Annotated in this window: 14 protein-coding genes; 11 read left to right on the top strand and 3 right to left on the bottom strand. The window is 63.0% G+C overall.

Features of this window, described 5'->3' with window-relative positions:
* The first annotated feature begins 167 nt into the window (after window positions 1-167).
* The 10 genes from BLR77_RS24170 (at window position 168) to BLR77_RS24215 (ending at window position 10,185) form a co-directional block, all read left to right on the top strand.
* Window positions 168-1,820, top strand: coding sequence for a GMC family oxidoreductase (locus BLR77_RS24170; RefSeq protein ID WP_074682582.1), 1,653 nt, complete (start codon window positions 168-170; stop codon window positions 1,818-1,820).
* A 135-nt stretch (window positions 1,821-1,955) separates the two neighbouring features.
* A protein-coding gene (gene prfB, locus BLR77_RS24175; RefSeq protein ID WP_139203088.1) for a peptide chain release factor 2 occupies window positions 1,956-3,051 on the top strand; the annotation gives its coding sequence in 2 pieces (ribosomal slippage) (window positions 1,956-2,027 and window positions 2,029-3,051; 1,095 coding nt in all).
* 113 nt (window positions 3,052-3,164) lie between these two features.
* A complete protein-coding gene (gene lysS / locus BLR77_RS24180) occupies window positions 3,165-4,667 on the top strand; it encodes a lysine--tRNA ligase (protein ID WP_074682584.1) in 1,503 nt (500 codons plus the stop codon).
* A gap of 165 nt (window positions 4,668-4,832) precedes the next feature.
* Window positions 4,833-5,546, top strand: coding sequence for a TetR/AcrR family transcriptional regulator (locus BLR77_RS24185; protein ID WP_074682586.1), 714 nt, complete (start codon window positions 4,833-4,835; stop codon window positions 5,544-5,546).
* A gap of 43 nt (window positions 5,547-5,589) precedes the next feature.
* The gene (locus tag BLR77_RS24190) at window positions 5,590-6,153 is read left to right on the top strand and encodes a hypothetical protein (RefSeq protein ID WP_074682588.1); all 564 of its coding nucleotides are present in this window, start codon (window positions 5,590-5,592) and stop codon (window positions 6,151-6,153) included.
* Complete coding sequence (locus BLR77_RS24195; protein ID WP_074682590.1) at window positions 6,150-7,439, top strand: flavohemoglobin expression-modulating QEGLA motif protein; 1,290 nt, start codon at window positions 6,150-6,152, stop codon at window positions 7,437-7,439. Before BLR77_RS24190 ends, BLR77_RS24195 begins: the two co-directional genes overlap by 4 nt.
* A 47-nt stretch (window positions 7,440-7,486) precedes the next feature.
* Window positions 7,487-8,146 (top strand): Bax inhibitor-1 family protein, encoded by a 660-nt coding sequence (locus tag BLR77_RS24200; RefSeq protein ID WP_074682592.1) that lies wholly within the window; start codon window positions 7,487-7,489, stop codon window positions 8,144-8,146.
* A gap of 89 nt (window positions 8,147-8,235) precedes the next feature.
* Complete coding sequence (locus BLR77_RS24205) at window positions 8,236-8,982, top strand: TIGR00266 family protein (RefSeq protein ID WP_074682594.1); 747 nt, start codon at window positions 8,236-8,238, stop codon at window positions 8,980-8,982.
* Complete coding sequence (locus tag BLR77_RS24210; protein WP_394328077.1) at window positions 8,933-9,865, top strand: alpha/beta hydrolase; 933 nt, start codon at window positions 8,933-8,935, stop codon at window positions 9,863-9,865. Before BLR77_RS24205 ends, BLR77_RS24210 begins: the two co-directional genes overlap by 50 nt.
* Window positions 9,862-10,185: a PA3694 family proteiin gene (locus tag BLR77_RS24215; protein ID WP_074682596.1), complete on the top strand. Its 324-nt coding sequence runs from the start codon at window positions 9,862-9,864 to the stop codon at window positions 10,183-10,185. Before BLR77_RS24210 ends, BLR77_RS24215 begins: the two co-directional genes overlap by 4 nt.
* 115 nt (window positions 10,186-10,300) lie before the next feature.
* Here BLR77_RS24215 and BLR77_RS24220 read toward each other — a convergent pair whose 3' ends face one another.
* From BLR77_RS24220 to BLR77_RS24230, 3 genes are all read right to left on the bottom strand, one after another.
* Window positions 10,301-11,086 carry a lipotoxin F family OmpA-related lipoprotein LptF gene (locus BLR77_RS24220; protein ID WP_074682598.1) on the bottom strand — a complete coding sequence of 262 codons (786 nt, stop codon included), beginning with the start codon at window positions 11,084-11,086 and terminating at the stop codon, window positions 10,301-10,303.
* A 47-nt stretch (window positions 11,087-11,133) separates the two neighbouring features.
* A complete protein-coding gene (locus BLR77_RS24225; protein WP_074682600.1) occupies window positions 11,134-11,547 on the bottom strand; it encodes a DUF4398 domain-containing protein in 414 nt (137 codons plus the stop codon).
* 351 nt (window positions 11,548-11,898) lie between these two features.
* Window positions 11,899-12,243: a pilin assembly protein gene (locus BLR77_RS24230; protein WP_074682602.1), complete on the bottom strand. Its 345-nt coding sequence runs from the start codon at window positions 12,241-12,243 to the stop codon at window positions 11,899-11,901.
* A gap of 167 nt (window positions 12,244-12,410) precedes the next feature.
* Between BLR77_RS24230 and ppc the strand changes: the two genes are divergently transcribed.
* Complete coding sequence (gene ppc, locus BLR77_RS24235) at window positions 12,411-15,047, top strand: phosphoenolpyruvate carboxylase (protein ID WP_074682604.1); 2,637 nt, start codon at window positions 12,411-12,413, stop codon at window positions 15,045-15,047.
* Window positions 15,048-15,200 lie beyond the last annotated feature (153 nt).

Consider the following 15,200-nt stretch of genomic DNA (forward strand, 5'->3'; position numbering starts at 1 on the left):
CAGGCAGGAATGCTTGCAAGTAAAGCGCAGAGCGCAGGTGCTGCACCATAGCTGCGAGTCGATGGGCGCGCATTCAGCCGCTGCATCAGACCAAAAGATCATGCATCCTCGCCCCCGGCTTGTTTTAGGCTGTTGGCCAATTACAAGAACGACGCGCGAGGATGCTTATGTCGCAACTGCCACTGGATGCATACGACTACCTGATCGTCGGCGCTGGCCCCGCTGGCTGCCTGCTGGCCAATCGGCTCTCAGCCGAGCCTGGCGTCAGCGTGCTGCTGATCGAGGCGGGTGGGCGCGATAATTACCCCTGGATTCATATTCCGGTCGGCTACCTCTACTGCATCGGCAACCCGCGCACCGACTGGTGCTACAACACCGAGGCCGACCCTGGCCTGCATGGCCGCTCGCTGAAATATCCGCGTGGCCGCGTGCTCGGTGGCAGCTCCTCGATCAACGGCATGATCTATATGCGCGGCCAGGCCGCCGACTACGACGGCTGGGCCGCTGCGGGCAATCCCGGCTGGGCCTGGCGCGATGTGTTGCCGCTGTTCAAGCGTTCGGAGAACCATTTTGCCGGCACGAACGAGTTGCACGGCGGCGATGGCGAGTGGCGAGTCGAACGCCAGCGTCTGTCCTGGGAGATTCTCGAAGCCTTCCGGGATGCAGCGGCGCAGAGCGGTATCGCCAGCGTCGATGATTTCAACGGTGGGGACAACGAAGGCTGCAGCTACTTTCAGGTCAACCAGAAGCGCGGCGTGCGCTGGAATGCCTCCAAGGCCTTTCTGCGTGACATTCGCCAGCGTCCCAACCTGCATGTGCTGACCGGCGCCGAAGCCGAACGGTTGGAGCTGGACGAGGGGCGTGCCCGTACCCTGCATGTGCGTTGCCAGGGGCGTGCGCTGCACGTCACGGCGCGCCGCGAGATCATCCTGTGTGCCGGTGCCATCGGCTCGCCGGCATTGCTGCAGCGCTCCGGTATCGGTCCCAGGCCGCTGCTCGAAAGCCTGGGTATCGGCGTGCGCCATGAGCTGGCTGGCGTCGGCGAGAACCTGCAGGATCACCTGCAACTGCGTCTGATCTATCGCGTCGAGGGCGTGAAAACGCTCAACCGCATCGTGGCCACGTCCTGGGGCAAGCTGGGCATGGGCCTGGAGTATCTGCTCAGGCGCAGCGGGCCGCTGTCCATGGCGCCCAGCCAGCTCGGCGCCTTCGCCAAGTCCGACCCCGGCCAGGCGCGCGCCAACCTGCAGTATCACGTGCAGCCATTGTCGCTGGAGCGCTTCGGTGAGCCCTTGCACGATTTCCCGGCCTTCACCGCATCGGTATGCAACCTGCGCCCGCTCAGCCGCGGTAGCGTTCAGATCGCCTCGGTCGATGCCAGCGTCGCCCCCCTGATTCGCCCCAACTATCTCAGTGATGAGCGGGATCTGTGCGTGGCCGCCGACGCCATCCGTCTGACCCGGCGCATCGTTGCCGCGCCCGCCCTGGCGGGCTACCGGCCCGAGGAATACAAGCCGGGGCCGCAGTACCATAGCGAGGAAGACCTGCAGCGCGCGGCGGGCGAGATCGGCACCACCATCTTCCATCCGGTCGGCACCTGCGCCATGGGCCAGGGCCGTGAGGCGGTGGTCGATGCCCGTCTGCGTGTGCATGGTATCGCCGGTTTGCGTGTGGTCGACGCGTCGATCATGCCGAGCATCACCTCGGGCAACACTTGCTCGCCGGTACTGATGATCGCGGAGAAGGCGGCGCAGATGATCACCGAGGACGCGCAGCGTCAGGTCCGGGCTTCCTCGGTGCGCGAGCTTCAACCCAGTTGAGGTCGCGCTTGGGCGAACGCATGCGCCGTTGATCCAGAGATCACTGATTGGTCGCCCAGAACGGGCTGCCAGCCCGCGCTGGCTCGGGTATAATCGCCGGCTTTTCCGTCCGATTTGCCGCGAGCGCCGACTACCATGGAAATCAATCCGATCCTCAACGCCATCAAGGACCTGTCCGAGCGAACCCAGTCAATTCGGGGGTATCTTTGACTACGATCACAAGCATGATCGTCTGGTCGAAGTAAACCGCGAGCTGGAAGACGCCAGCGTCTGGAACAAGCCCGAGTACGCGCAAGCCCTGGGCCGTGAGCGCGCCATGCTGGCGCAGATCGTCGAAACCATCGACGACCTCACCGGCAGCCTGGCCGATTCCAAGGATCTGCTGGACATGGCCGCCGAAGAGAACGACGAAGGCGCGGTGAACGACATCGCCGCCGAAGTCGAGCGCCTGCGCGAAATCCTCGAGAAGCTCGAATTCCGCCGCATGTTCAGCCACGAGATGGACCCGAACAACTGCTACCTGGACATCCAGGCCGGCTCCGGCGGTACCGAGGCGCAGGACTGGGCCAACATCCTGCTGCGCATGTACCTGCGCTGGGCCGACAAGCGCGGCTTCACTGCCGAGATCGTCGAGCTGTCCGAGGGTGAAGTCGCCGGCATCAAGGGCGCCACCGTGCACATCAAGGGCGAGTACGCCTTCGGCTGGCTGCGTACCGAGATCGGCGTGCACCGCCTGGTGCGCAAGAGCCCGTTCGACTCCGGCGCCCGTCGCCACACCTCGTTCTCGGCGGTGTTCGTATCGCCCGAGATCGACGACAAGGTCGAGATCGAGATCAACCCGGCTGACCTGCGTATCGACACCTACCGCTCCTCCGGTGCTGGTGGTCAGCACGTCAACACCACCGACTCGGCGGTGCGTATCACCCACGTGCCGACCAACACCGTGGTCGCCTGCCAGAACGAACGTTCCCAGCACGCCAACAAGGACACCGCCATGAAGATGCTGCGGGCCAAGTTGTACGAGCTGGAGATGATGAAGCGTAACGCCGCGTCCCAGGCCCTGGAGGACTCCAAGTCGGATATCGGCTGGGGCCATCAGATCCGTTCCTACGTGCTCGATGACTCGCGTATCAAGGATCTGCGTACCGGCGTCGAGCGTAGCGACTGCCAGAAGGTCCTCGATGGCGACCTCGACGGCTACCTCGAGGCCAGCCTCAAGCAGGGTCTTTAACCGCACCACTGTAGGAGCCAGCTTGCTGGCGATGCTCTTCGAGAGTGTGATCGCCAGCAAGCTGGCTCCTACCAAACCCAATTGCATATACACGCCAGGCAGATAAAGCGACCATGAGCGACCAACAACTCGACCAGAACGAACTGCAACAGGAAGAAAACAAGCTGATTGCCCAGCGCAAGGAAAAGCTTGCTGCCGTCCGTGAGCAGGGCATTGCCTTCCCCAACGATTTCCGCCGCGACCGCCTGTGCGCCGACCTGCAGAAACAGTACGAGGGCAAGAGCAAGGAAGAGCTGGAGGCCGCTGCCATTCCGGTCAAGGTCGCTGGGCGCATCATGCTCAACCGTGGCGCCTTCATGGTCATCCAGGACACGTCCGGGCGCCTGCAGGTCTATGTCAACCGCAAGACCCTGCCGGCCGAGCAGCTGGAAGCGGTCAAGCACTTCGACCTGGGCGACATCATCGCCGCCGAGGGTACCCTGGCCCGCTCCGGCAAGGGCGATCTGTACGTCGACATGCAGAACGTGCGCCTGCTGACCAAGTCGCTTCGCCCGCTGCCGGACAAGCACCACGGCCTGACCGACACCGAGCAGCGCTACCGCCAGCGCTACGTTGACCTGATCGTCAACGAGGACGTACGCCACACCTTCCGCGTGCGCTCGCAGGTGATCGCGCACATCCGCCGTTTCCTCAACGAGCGCGGTTTCCTCGAAGTGGAAACCCCGATGCTGCAGACCATCCCTGGCGGCGCGGCGGCCAAGCCGTTCGAGACCCATCACAACGCGCTGGACATGGCCATGTTCCTGCGTATCGCCCCGGAGCTGTACCTCAAGCGTCTGGTGGTCGGTGGTTTCGAGAAGGTGTTCGAAATCAACCGCAACTTCCGTAACGAAGGCGTTTCGACCCGGCACAACCCCGAGTTCACCATGCTCGAGTTCTACCAGGCCTACGCCGACTACCGCGACAACATGGACCTCACCGAGGAACTGTTCCGCGAACTGGCCCTGGCCGTGCTGGGCAGCACCGACGTGCCGTACGGCGACAAGGTGTTCCACTTCGGCGAGCCGTTCGTGCGCCTGTCGGTGTACGACTCCATCCTCAAGTACAACCCGGAGATCACCGAGGCGGACCTGAACGACGTCGAGAAGGCCCGTGCCATCGCCAAGAAGGCTGGCGCCAAGGTGCTCGGCCACGAAGGCCTGGGCAAGCTGCAGGTGATGATTTTCGAAGAGCTGGTGGAGAGCAAGCTGGAGCAGCCGCACTTCATCACCGAGTATCCGTTCGAGGTGTCGCCGCTGGCGCGTCGTAACGACGACAATCCTAACGTCACCGACCGCTTCGAACTGTTCATCGGTGGCCGCGAGATCGCCAACGCCTATTCCGAGCTCAACGACGCCGAAGATCAGGCCGAGCGTTTCCTCGCCCAGGTGGCCGAGAAGGACGCCGGTGACGATGAGGCGATGCACTATGACGCCGACTTCGTTCGCGCCCTGGAGTACGGCATGCCGCCGACTGCCGGTGAAGGCATCGGCATCGACCGCCTGGTGATGCTGCTGACCAACTCGCCGTCGATCCGTGACGTCATCCTGTTCCCGCATATGCGTCCGCAGGCTTGATGCCAGACAGAAAGCCGCCTTCGGGCGGCTTTTTGCTACTTGTCGTTGCACTTTTCACGGCGATTTCACTGGGCGCCCGGCCTGTAAGCGAAACGGAGCCTTTTGCTTGCATGTCCAAGCCATTACTCTCCCTGTCATAACTAGAACCTAGAGGGTCGACCCACCGTGAGCTCCGTGCCTGCGTCCCCGAATGCCACCCAGGCAGCCAACGCCGTCGCCGAAAGCGTCCAGTACCAGGGCCGCAAGGCCAGTCGCCAGGGCAGTGAGCAGCGCCGTCAGGCGATTCTCGATGCGGCCATGCGCATCATCGTGCGCGATGGCGTGCGCGCGGTGCGCCATCGCGCGGTGGCGGCCGAGGCGCAGGTGCCCTTGTCCGCCACGACCTACTATTTCAAGGATATCGACGACCTGATCACCGATACCTTCGCCCAGTTCGTCGAGCGTAGCGCGGCGCATATGGCGGCGTTCTGGGCCAGTACCCAGGGGGCGTTGGAGGAGATGGTCGGGCGCCTGGATGGCGGCGAGCAGGCGCGTCGGCAACTGGCCGACGAGATCGCTGGGCTGGCGGTGCAGTACGTGCAGCGTCAGTTGCGTGAGCGTCGTGATCACCTGATCGTCGAGCAGGCGTTCCAGCAGGAAGCCCTGCTCAATCCGCGTCTCAGCGAGCTGGTGCGAGCCCACCGGCAGATCCTGCAGCAGGGGGTCACCCACTTCTTCGAGGTGCTGGGCTCGCGCCAGCCCGAGCAGGATGCCGTGCTGTTGACGGCCGCCATCGTGCGGATGGAGTATCAGGGCCTGCTGGACGGCGTAGAACACCTGGACAGCCAAGGAATGCTGGCCATCCTTAAACGCTACATGAATCTGGTTCTGGGGTTGTAAACCGTCGATCATCGGGTCGAACGGTCTTCACAAGGAGAGCGTAATGAAAGCCTGGCGCGCACTGGTCGCCCTGTCCTTCCTGCTGTTGAGTGGTTGCCTGGTCACCTTCAAGGACCCGATCCCGGCCAACGAGGCCGCACCCATCCCTCTGCTGGGCGAATGGACCCGGCAGGACGAGTGGGGCGATCAGCTGTTTCTGGAGATCACCCGTGCCGGCTCCAACCTCTACTTGGCGCGTATCTACGAAGGCAGCGCGGACAACGAAGGTGGCCTCGAGGAGTTCGGTTTCACCGTCGCTCATCATGGCCGCCGCTGGTATCTCTCGGCGGGCTTGCCGAAGAGCCTGGGTGCCAACTTCGCCATCGCCGGTTTCGAGCTGACCAAGAACAATGAACTGGTGCTTTACAACCTCGACACCGATCGCATCCTTCAGGACATGGGCAAGGGCCTGCTCGAAGGGCAGACCGTCCCCATGCCCGAAGCTGACGGTGCATTGATCACCAGCCCGCTGGACAAGGTGTTCGCCTACCTCGACGACCCGGCCAATGCCGATCTGTTCGTCGAGGTGGCGCGTTATCAGCGGGCCGCCGAGCAGGAATCGCAATGAACAGCCAGCAAAAACTGGACGACTATCAACTCTGTATTCGTGCTCTCAGCGACCGTATCGTCGAAGCACAAACGCCCATCCGTGTACTCGATGCAGTGAAGTGGGACGACGGCATCCGCGACGGCTTTCTCAAGGCCAAGGGCAAGCAGCCGCCGGCAGTGAATCGCGACTACTACCTGAGTCGGCCGCTGGCCTTCGATGCCGCCGCGAAGAAGTTGGAATTCCAGAACATCGAGCGCGACATCACCCGCCAGCTCGGTCAGTTCAATCCGGTCGGTCAGATCATGCGGCGCATGTGCAAGGAATACCGCATGGTGATCCGCATGCTCGAGGCCCGTGGTACCGAGGATTTCGGCCTGATCAGCCAGGAGCTGTATGGCGCTGCCTCCGACGCCTTCCATGCCGGTGATCCGACCCTGGCCGACCTCGGCCTGATGCTCTCCGACTACCTCAACAACATCGCCGCGCGAGGTGACCTGGAAGACGAGGCCAAGACTCTCGGTGCCAGTGATGCGGTGAATATCCTGCAGCAGCGTCTGGCCGGGGTGTTCGGCGACGACACCATTCGCGTGTTCGAGTCCGACGGTATTCTCGCCGATGCCGCGGCGGGCGCTGACTACATCAAGATCCGCAGCGATGCGCGTTTCAACGAGCGCGACGTCAAGGCGCTGGAAGTGCATGAAGGCCTGGTGCATGTCGGCACCACGCTCAACGGGCTCAACCAGCCGATCTGCACCTTCCTGGCCAAGGGGCCGCCTTCGTCGACCGTGACCCAGGAAGGTCTGGCCATTCTCATGGAAGTGATCGCCTTCGCCTCCTACCCGACGCGTTTGCGCAAGCTGACCAACCGCACTCGTGCCATCCACATGGCCGAGGAGGGCGCGGATTTTCTCGAGGTATTCGAGTTCTTCCGCGAGCAGGGCTATGGCCTGGAAGGGGGCTACAGCAACGCCAGCCGGGTGTTCCGCGGCTCCTTGCCGAACGGGTTGCCGTTCACCAAGGACCTGTCGTACCTGAAGGGTTTCATCCTGATCTACAACTACATCCAGTTGGCGGTGCGCAAAGGCAAGCTGGAGCAGATCCCGCTGCTGTTCTGCGGCAAGACCACCCTGGAAGACATGCGCACCTTGCGCAAACTGGTGGACGAGGGCCTGGTGCAGCCGCCCAAGTATCTGCCAGCGCAGTTTCAGGATATGAACGCGCTGTCGGCCTGGATGTGCTTCTCCAACTTCCTCAACCATCTGAGCCTGGATCGCATCGAAGCGGACTACGCCAATATCCTCTGATCGGTGCCGCTCTGGCATCAGACTACCTCTGTAAAGGGATTTACCTCATGGAACACTCGGTTTTCGAGCGACAAGGAAAGCTCACGGATCGGCTCATCAGCCCGGCTGCCTATAACCTGGTCATTGGCCTGACCCTGCTCTGGGGCTTTCTGTGCAACTGGTGGATGGTGGGTAACATCAGCACCGAGTGGATACGCGGCATCAATCCCTGGGTATTCTTCGGCGGCTACTTCGCTTCGTGCATGCTTGGCGTCTCGCTGTTCGCCCGTTCCAGCAACCCATTGGTCAGCTTCGCCGGCTACAACCTGGTGGTGGTGCCATTCGGCCTGATCGTCAACCTGGTGGTCGACCGCTACGACCCGAAGCTGGTGCAGGAGGCGATCCGTATCACCGCGCTGGTCACGGTGGGCATGATGATCCTGGGCACGCTGTTTCCTGCCTTCTTCAAGCGCATCTCCTCGGCATTGACGGTGGCCCTGCTGGTGGTGATCGTCGTGGAACTGGTGGAGATTTTCGTGTTCCGTGCTCGTCACGGCATCCTCGACTGGATCGTGGTGCTGATCTTCTGTGGCTACATCGGCTACGACTGGGGGCGCGCCAACCAGATTCCGAAGACGCTGGACAACGCGATCGACAGTGCGGCTGCGTTGTACATGGACATCATCAACCTGTTCCTGCGCATCCTGCGAATACTGGGCCGCAAATGATTGGCTGATCCCGTGGTCTGTTTGCTGGAGTGGGAAAGCGTCCAGACCCGATAACCGTCGTGCCCGATAGACCAAGGAGATTTGCCCCTGTGCCCAGCCATCAACTCGAATACGAAATCCTCGGCGCTTCGGCGCAATCGGTGGAGATCATCCTCGATCCCGGCGAGACGGTGATCGCCGAGGCCGGTGCGATGAACTACATGACCGACGGCGTGCGTTTCGAAACACGCATGGGGGACGGTTCGTCCAGCGGTCTGCTGGGCAAGCTGTGGAGCGTCGGCAAACGCATGCTCACCGGTGAGTCGCTGTTCATGACCCACTTCAGCAACAGCGGGAAAACCCAGGCGCGGGTCGCCTTCGCCGCGCCTTATCCGGGCACTGTGGTGCCCATCGACCTGGCAAAGATCGGCGGCCGGTTGATTTGCCAGAAGGACGCCTTCCTCTGTGCGGCCCACGGCACCAGCATCGGTATCAGCTTCGCCAAGCGTCTGGGCGCTGGCTTCTTCGGCGGCGAGGGCTTCATCCTGCAGAAGCTCGAAGGCGATGGCCTGGCTTTCGTGCATGCCGGTGGCACGGTGATCCGCAAGGAGCTGAACAACGAAACCCTGCGCCTGGATACCGGCTGCCTGGTGGCCTTCAGCAGCGGCATCGACTACGACATCGCCCTGGCCGGCGGGCTGAAGAGCATGTTGTTCGGCGGCGAAGGCATCTTGCTGACCACGCTCAAGGGCACCGGCACCGTGTGGATTCAGAGCCTGCCGTTCTCGCGTCTGGCCGAGCGCGTCTATGCGGCGACCGTGCAGGCCCGCGAGGAGGTGCGTGCTGGTGGCAAGTAGCCTGCGAGCACTGGCCTTGTTGCTGGCCAGCCTGTGGTTGGCCGGTTGCAGTGGTCTGTTGTTCTACCCCGAGCCAGGGCTGCCGATCACTCCGGATCGCGCTGGCCTGGAATACCGTGATATCGAACTGTACGCCGCGGATGGCACGCGCCTGCATGCCTGGTGGTTGCCGGCCAAGGCAGGGGTGCATGTCAAGGGCACGGTGCTGCATCTGCATGGCAATGGCGGCAATCTGGCCTGGCACCTGGGCGGCGTTCACTGGCTGCCGGAACAGGGCTATCAGGTGCTGATGCTGGATTATCGCGGCTACGGCCTGTCCGAAGGCAAGCCACGTTTGCCCGAGGTCTATCAGGATATCGACGCGGCTTTCGCCTGGCTCGATCAGGCGCCGCAGGTAGAGGGCGCGCCGCTTTTCCTGCTTGGGCAGAGTCTCGGTGGCGCGTTGGCCGTGCATTACCTGGCCGAGCATCCCGAGCGCCAATCGGCCTTGCAGGCCATCGCTCTGGACGGTGTGCCGGCCAGCTATCGTGATGTCGCCCGCTATGCGCTGAGCAAGTCCTGGTTGACCTGGCCGCTGCAGGTGCCGCTGTCCTGGCTGGTGCCGGAGGGTGACAGCGCGATTCACAGCATCGATCGACTCGAAGGTGTGCCCCTGCTGATCTATCACAGCATTGACGATACGATCGTGCCGCTTTCCAATGGCCAGCGTTTGTATCAAGCTGCGCGCCCGCCACGCGCCTTTCAGGCGACCCGTGGGCCGCATGTGCAAACCTTTTCCGAGTCTGCCTGGCGTCAATCGCTGCTGGCGTTCTTCGTCGCGCCGCAGGCCTACGTCGAGCGCCTGGGGCCGGCTACCGAATCCGCAACAGAGAGTCCGCAATGACCGAACGTAATCCCATCCCTCTGATCCTCACGGGTGTCGCCAGCATCATCGGCACCATCGGCGTGCTCTGGTACTACGGCTACCTGCATTTCGCGAAACCGGAAGACGCGTTGCTGCTGTCCGATTTCACCATGCTCAAGACCGTCCCCGGTGAGGACTACAAGGTGTCGCTGAAGCCGGCCAACCAGGTGGCACAGTGCATCGACGGCGTGCTGGTGTTGTTCGACATGCAGCAGAAGGGGCTGACCGGCGTGCTGGTGGACAACAGGAAGCAGGCCGTACGCTGCATGGGCCAGGAGACTCCGCAGCTGGAGCAGTAAGGCAAAGCGCTTATGTAGGGTGCGCCGTGCGCACCGAAGCGTCGGCGTGAGTGTCATCGGTTGCGCCAAAAAAGAAACCCGCCTGATGGCGGGTTTCTTCGTTGCAGCGGTGCGATCAGGCGCCGGTAGAGGAGCGCGGAGCGACCGGCTGGTTGTCGTTGGAGATGGTCACCTCCACACGACGGTTCTGCGCACGACCGGAGTCACTGGAGTTGTCCGCGACCGGATACTCCTTGCCATAACCCTGGGCGACGATGCGCGTCGGCTCCACGCCGGCGCGAATCAGTGCGCGACGTACGGACTCTGCGCGACGCTCGGACAGGCCCTGGTTGTAGCTGGCCGAGCCGACGCTGTCGGTATAGCCCTCGACGATCACCTGACGCTCCGGGTTTTCCTGGAGGAAGCGCGCCAGCTGGGTGACGTTGGGCAGTGCGCTGCTCTTGAGTTCGGCCTTGTTGAAGTCGAACAAGACGTCACCGAAGGTCACCAGGGTGCCGCGTTCGGTCTGCTTGGCGTTGAGGCTGTCCTGCAGCTTGCGGATCTGCGCGTCGCGAGCATCGAGCAGGGCCTGGGCGCGCTGCGCCGAAGAGTTCTTCAGCTCGGCTTCGGCATTACGCAGGGCGATGGTCTGCTTGGCTACCTCGACGCGCTTGTTGGTCAGGTAGGCCAGCTGGTCGACCTTCTTCTCGTCTTCCTTTTCCATGTAGGCCTTGTCTGCCTTGTTCAGCCATTCCTGGGCTTCCTTGGTTTCCAGCGCTGCAACCTTGCTCGCCTGCGGATCGCTCTGCAGCGAGGAGAAGTTGCTACGCGCCGACTCCAGGTTGGCATTGGGCTGGTGCGAGCAGGCGGCCAGGCCGACGCTCAGGGCCAGAAGGGCGGGGATCATCACGTGTTTACGCATGGCGTTCATCCTTTGATCTGTCAGCGAATGGGTGGGGTGCATGCCGCTCACTGAGCGTTACGCATGCCTTCCTCACGCAGTTCCTGAACACCCTGACGGGCGTCCTGCAGCGCTCGCTCGGCTTTGGCAGCCTGGGCCTTGCGCTCGGCGAGTCGGGCATCCCATTCAGCCTGTTCAGCCAGGCGGCGGGCTTTCTCGTACTCTTTCTCATGCATGGCCAGCTCGGCTTCTTTGAGCTTGTCCTGCGCGGACTTCATTTCCACGGCGGCGAATTCGGTACCGCCGGCGCTTATTGCCGAGTTCACGGCAGACTGAGTCACGGCGTATTGCTCGCTGGGCGGGTTACCCGCACAGCCGGCGAGTATCAGGCTGCTACCCAGTGCCAGGGCAGCCAGTTTGATCCCGTGCAGGCGGCTGCGCGGGGCTTTCTCGGTATGGGTCTTCATGGCGGCTAACTCCATTTGAAACACTCCTATGAACGACTATATCCGTAGCGTTTGGCCCATCGTTTTGTGCGCCTGCCAAGGCTCTTGGCGATGTTGGCGTGTCACGATGGCCTGCAGTTGGGACCCGTACGGTTTTTGAATGGTTCAGAAAAAAAGACAGTTAGCTCATGATTTTTGCGATGACCGGTCGGTCAAGTTATTGCGCTATTTCAGCGTTAACGGCAGGCAGGTAGGCGCACGAATAGGGCACGCGTCGGGAGCGCAGGGAAGCTGCCGCTGTCGAATGAAGCGGCTTGGCATCCGGCGTTTACACTGTAAGTAGGCGAAATTGAACGATATATCGAACGAATGCGCGCCGTTCCAGCATCAGTGACTCGTGCCCTTGCCAGTTTCACTGAGTTCACGCAGATATTTGCGCGACAGGGCCAGGAAGCGCGGTGTAGGCCCTATGTCCTCGTACAGCGGATCACCCTGTTCATCCAGCGCCACGACCTTGCTGCCGCGCACATAGGGCAGGCTGGCTTCCAGTTCCTCCAATGCCGCGCCGATCAACTCGCCGAGCAGTTCCTCGCTGTGATGCTTGGGATACATCTCGGTGAGCGCCGCCAGGCGAGCGGCCGACTCGACATCCAGGTGAATGTGATAACGGGTTGGGGTCAGGTGCCCCTTGGCGTTCTGTTCCCAGTGTTTTGCCAGTTCGCGAATTCTCATCTCGTCATTCCTCACGGGTAGCGCAGCTGGTGCCGGTTAGCGCATCCACTACGCCTATCAGCAAGCCTAGTCCCAGCACGCAGGCCTGCCTTGGTGCGCGTCGCACGCTTGTAAGAAGTTGGCGCGCTGGGCACTCTGTTGACACTGGACAGGAGAAGGAGTGCGACATGGCGGAAATCGATGCGCGCCTACGTGAAGAGGTGCACCTGCTGGGCGAGTTGCTCGGGCATACCATCAGCACCCAGCTGGGCGACGAGTTTCTCGACAAGATCGAACGCATACGCAAGTCGGCCAAGGCCGGTCGGCGCGGCTCTGCCGCGGGTGCCGAGCAGTTGACCAGCACCCTGGGAGATCTGGGCGATGACGAGCTGCTGCCGGTGGCGCGGGCCTTCAATCAGTTTCTCAACCTGGCCAACATCGCCGAGCAGCAGCATCGCGTGCGCCGTCGCCGTGCCGGTGAACCCGAGCCGTTCGAGTTGCGCGTGTTCGACGAGCTGCTCAAGCGCCTGCTCGCCGCCGGGCAGGGCAGCGATGAACTGGCGCGCCAACTGGGGCGTCTGGACATCGAACTGGTACTGACTGCACACCCCACCGAAGTGGCGCGGCGTACGCTGATCCAGAAATACGATGCGATCGCCGCGCAACTGACGGCACTGGATCACAGCGACCTGTTGCCAGCCGAGCGTGAGCGCATTGCCCAGCGTCTGCAGCGGCTGATCGCCGAGGCCTGGCACACCGAGGAAATTCGTCGTAGCAGGCCCAGCCCGGTGGACGAAGCCAAGTGGGGCTTCGCTGTCATCGAGCATTCGCTGTGGCAGGCTGTGCCGCAGTTCCTGCGGCGTGCCGATCAAAGCCTGCAAGCCGCCACCGGCCTGCGTCTGCCGCTGGAGGCTGCGCCGATTCGCTTTGCTTCATGGATGGGCGGTGACCGTGACGGCAACCCCAATGTCACGGCGCGGGTGACCCGTGAGGTGCTGCTGCTGGCGCGCTGGATGGCCGCCGATCTCTACCTGCGCGACGTCGACCAACTGGCCGCCGAGCTGTCCATGCAGCAGGCCAGTGACGAACTGCGTGCGCAGGTGGGCGACAGTGCCGAGCCTTACCGTGCCTTGCTCAAGCAGCTTCGCGAGCGGCTGCGCGAAACGCGCAGCTGGGCGCAGCAGGCGCTCACTGCCGATGTGGCGCCCAGCGCTGCAGTGCTGCGCGACAATCATGATCTGCTGGCACCGCTGCAACTCTGCTACCAGTCGCTGCATGCCTGCGGTATGGGCGTGATCGCCGACGGGCCGCTGCTCGACTGTCTGCGTCGGGCGGCGACTTTCGGTTTGTTCCTGGCACGCCTCGATGTCCGTCAGGATTCCGCCAGGCACGCTGCGGCGATGTCGGAAATCACCGATTACCTCGGTCTCGGTCGCTATGCCGAGTGGGATGAAGAGGCGCGCCTGAGTTTTCTCCAGCGCGAGCTGGAAAACCGCCGGCCGCTGCTGCCAAACGACTATCGTCCCTCGGCCGACACGGCAGAAGTGCTGGCTACCTGCCGCGAAGTGGCGGCGGCCCCTGCTGCCTCGTTGGGGTCCTACGTGATCTCCATGGCCGGTGCTGCTTCCGACGTGCTGGCCGTGCAACTGCTGTTGAAAGAGGCCGGGTTGCGCCGGCCGATGCGGGTGGTGCCACTTTTTGAAACCCTGGCCGATCTGGACCACGCCGGGCCGGTGATCGACCAGTTGCTGGGGTTGCCCGGCTATCGCGCGCGGCTGCATGGCCCGCAGGAAGTGATGATCGGTTATTCCGATTCGGCCAAGGACGCCGGTACAACCGCCGCCGCCTGGGCGCAGTACCGCGCACAGGAGGAACTGGTGCGTCTGTGTCGCGAGCATCAGGTCGAACTGCTGCTGTTCCATGGTCGCGGTGGCACCGTCGGTCGTGGTGGTGGCCCCGCTCACGCGGCCATTCTGTCGCAACCGCCCGGCTCGGTTGCGGGGCGCTTCCGCACCACCGAGCAGGGGGAAATGATCCGCTTCAAGTTCGGCCTGCCGGATATCGCCGAGCAGAACCTCAACCTCTATCTGGCTGCGGTGCTGGAAGCCACGCTGCTACCGCCGCCCGCGCCGGAGCCCAGCTGGCGGGCGATGATGGATTGTCTCGCCGATGTTGGCGTAAAGGCCTATCGCGACGTGGTGCGCGAGCATCCGCAGTTCGTCGAGTACTTCCGCCAGGCCACGCCGGAGCAGGAGTTGGGCCGTCTGCCACTGGGCAGTCGCCCGGCCAAGCGACGCGAAGGCGGCGTGGAGAGCCTGCGGGCGATCCCGTGGATCTTCGCCTGGACCCAGACGCGACTGATGTTGCCGGCCTGGCTCGGCTGGGAGCAGGCCCTGGGACAAGCCCTGCAAGGCGGTGACGCCGAGCTGCTGAAAAGCATGCGTGAGCAATGGCCGTTCTTCCGCACTCGCATCGACATGCTGGAAATGGTCCTGACCAAAGCAGACGCCAATATTGCCGCCCTGTATGACGAACGCCTGGTCGAACCGGCACTGCAGCCACTGGGTGCGCAGTTACGCGACCTATTGTCGCAGGCCTGTGCTGCCGTGCTGGAACTGACCGGGCAGACGCGCCTGCTCGCCCATAACCCGGAAACCCTGGAATCGATCAGCGTGCGCAACACCTACCTCGACCCGCTGCATCTGTTGCAGGCCGAGCTGCTGGCGCGCTGCCGGCAACGTGAACAGGCGCCCGAGAGCCCTCTCGAACAGGCCTTGCTGGTCAGCGTGGCAGGTATTGCTGCGGGCTTGCGCAACACCGGCTGAGGGCGGCAGCGCGCTGGTGGACAGCTGCCTGACCTGCGCCGCGTAGCAGGCCCAGGCCGCTGCGAGGAGGGTTTTTATCCGACTTTTGGCGGCTTGTGCGCCTGGGGTGCGCTGTGTATCTTGAGCAGCCTTTTGGCCGCTACGGCTGCCGCA

The sequence above is a fragment of the Ectopseudomonas alcaliphila genome (assembly GCF_900101755.1).
GTDB classification, from domain to species: Bacteria; Pseudomonadota; Gammaproteobacteria; order Pseudomonadales; family Pseudomonadaceae; genus Aquipseudomonas; species Aquipseudomonas alcaliphila.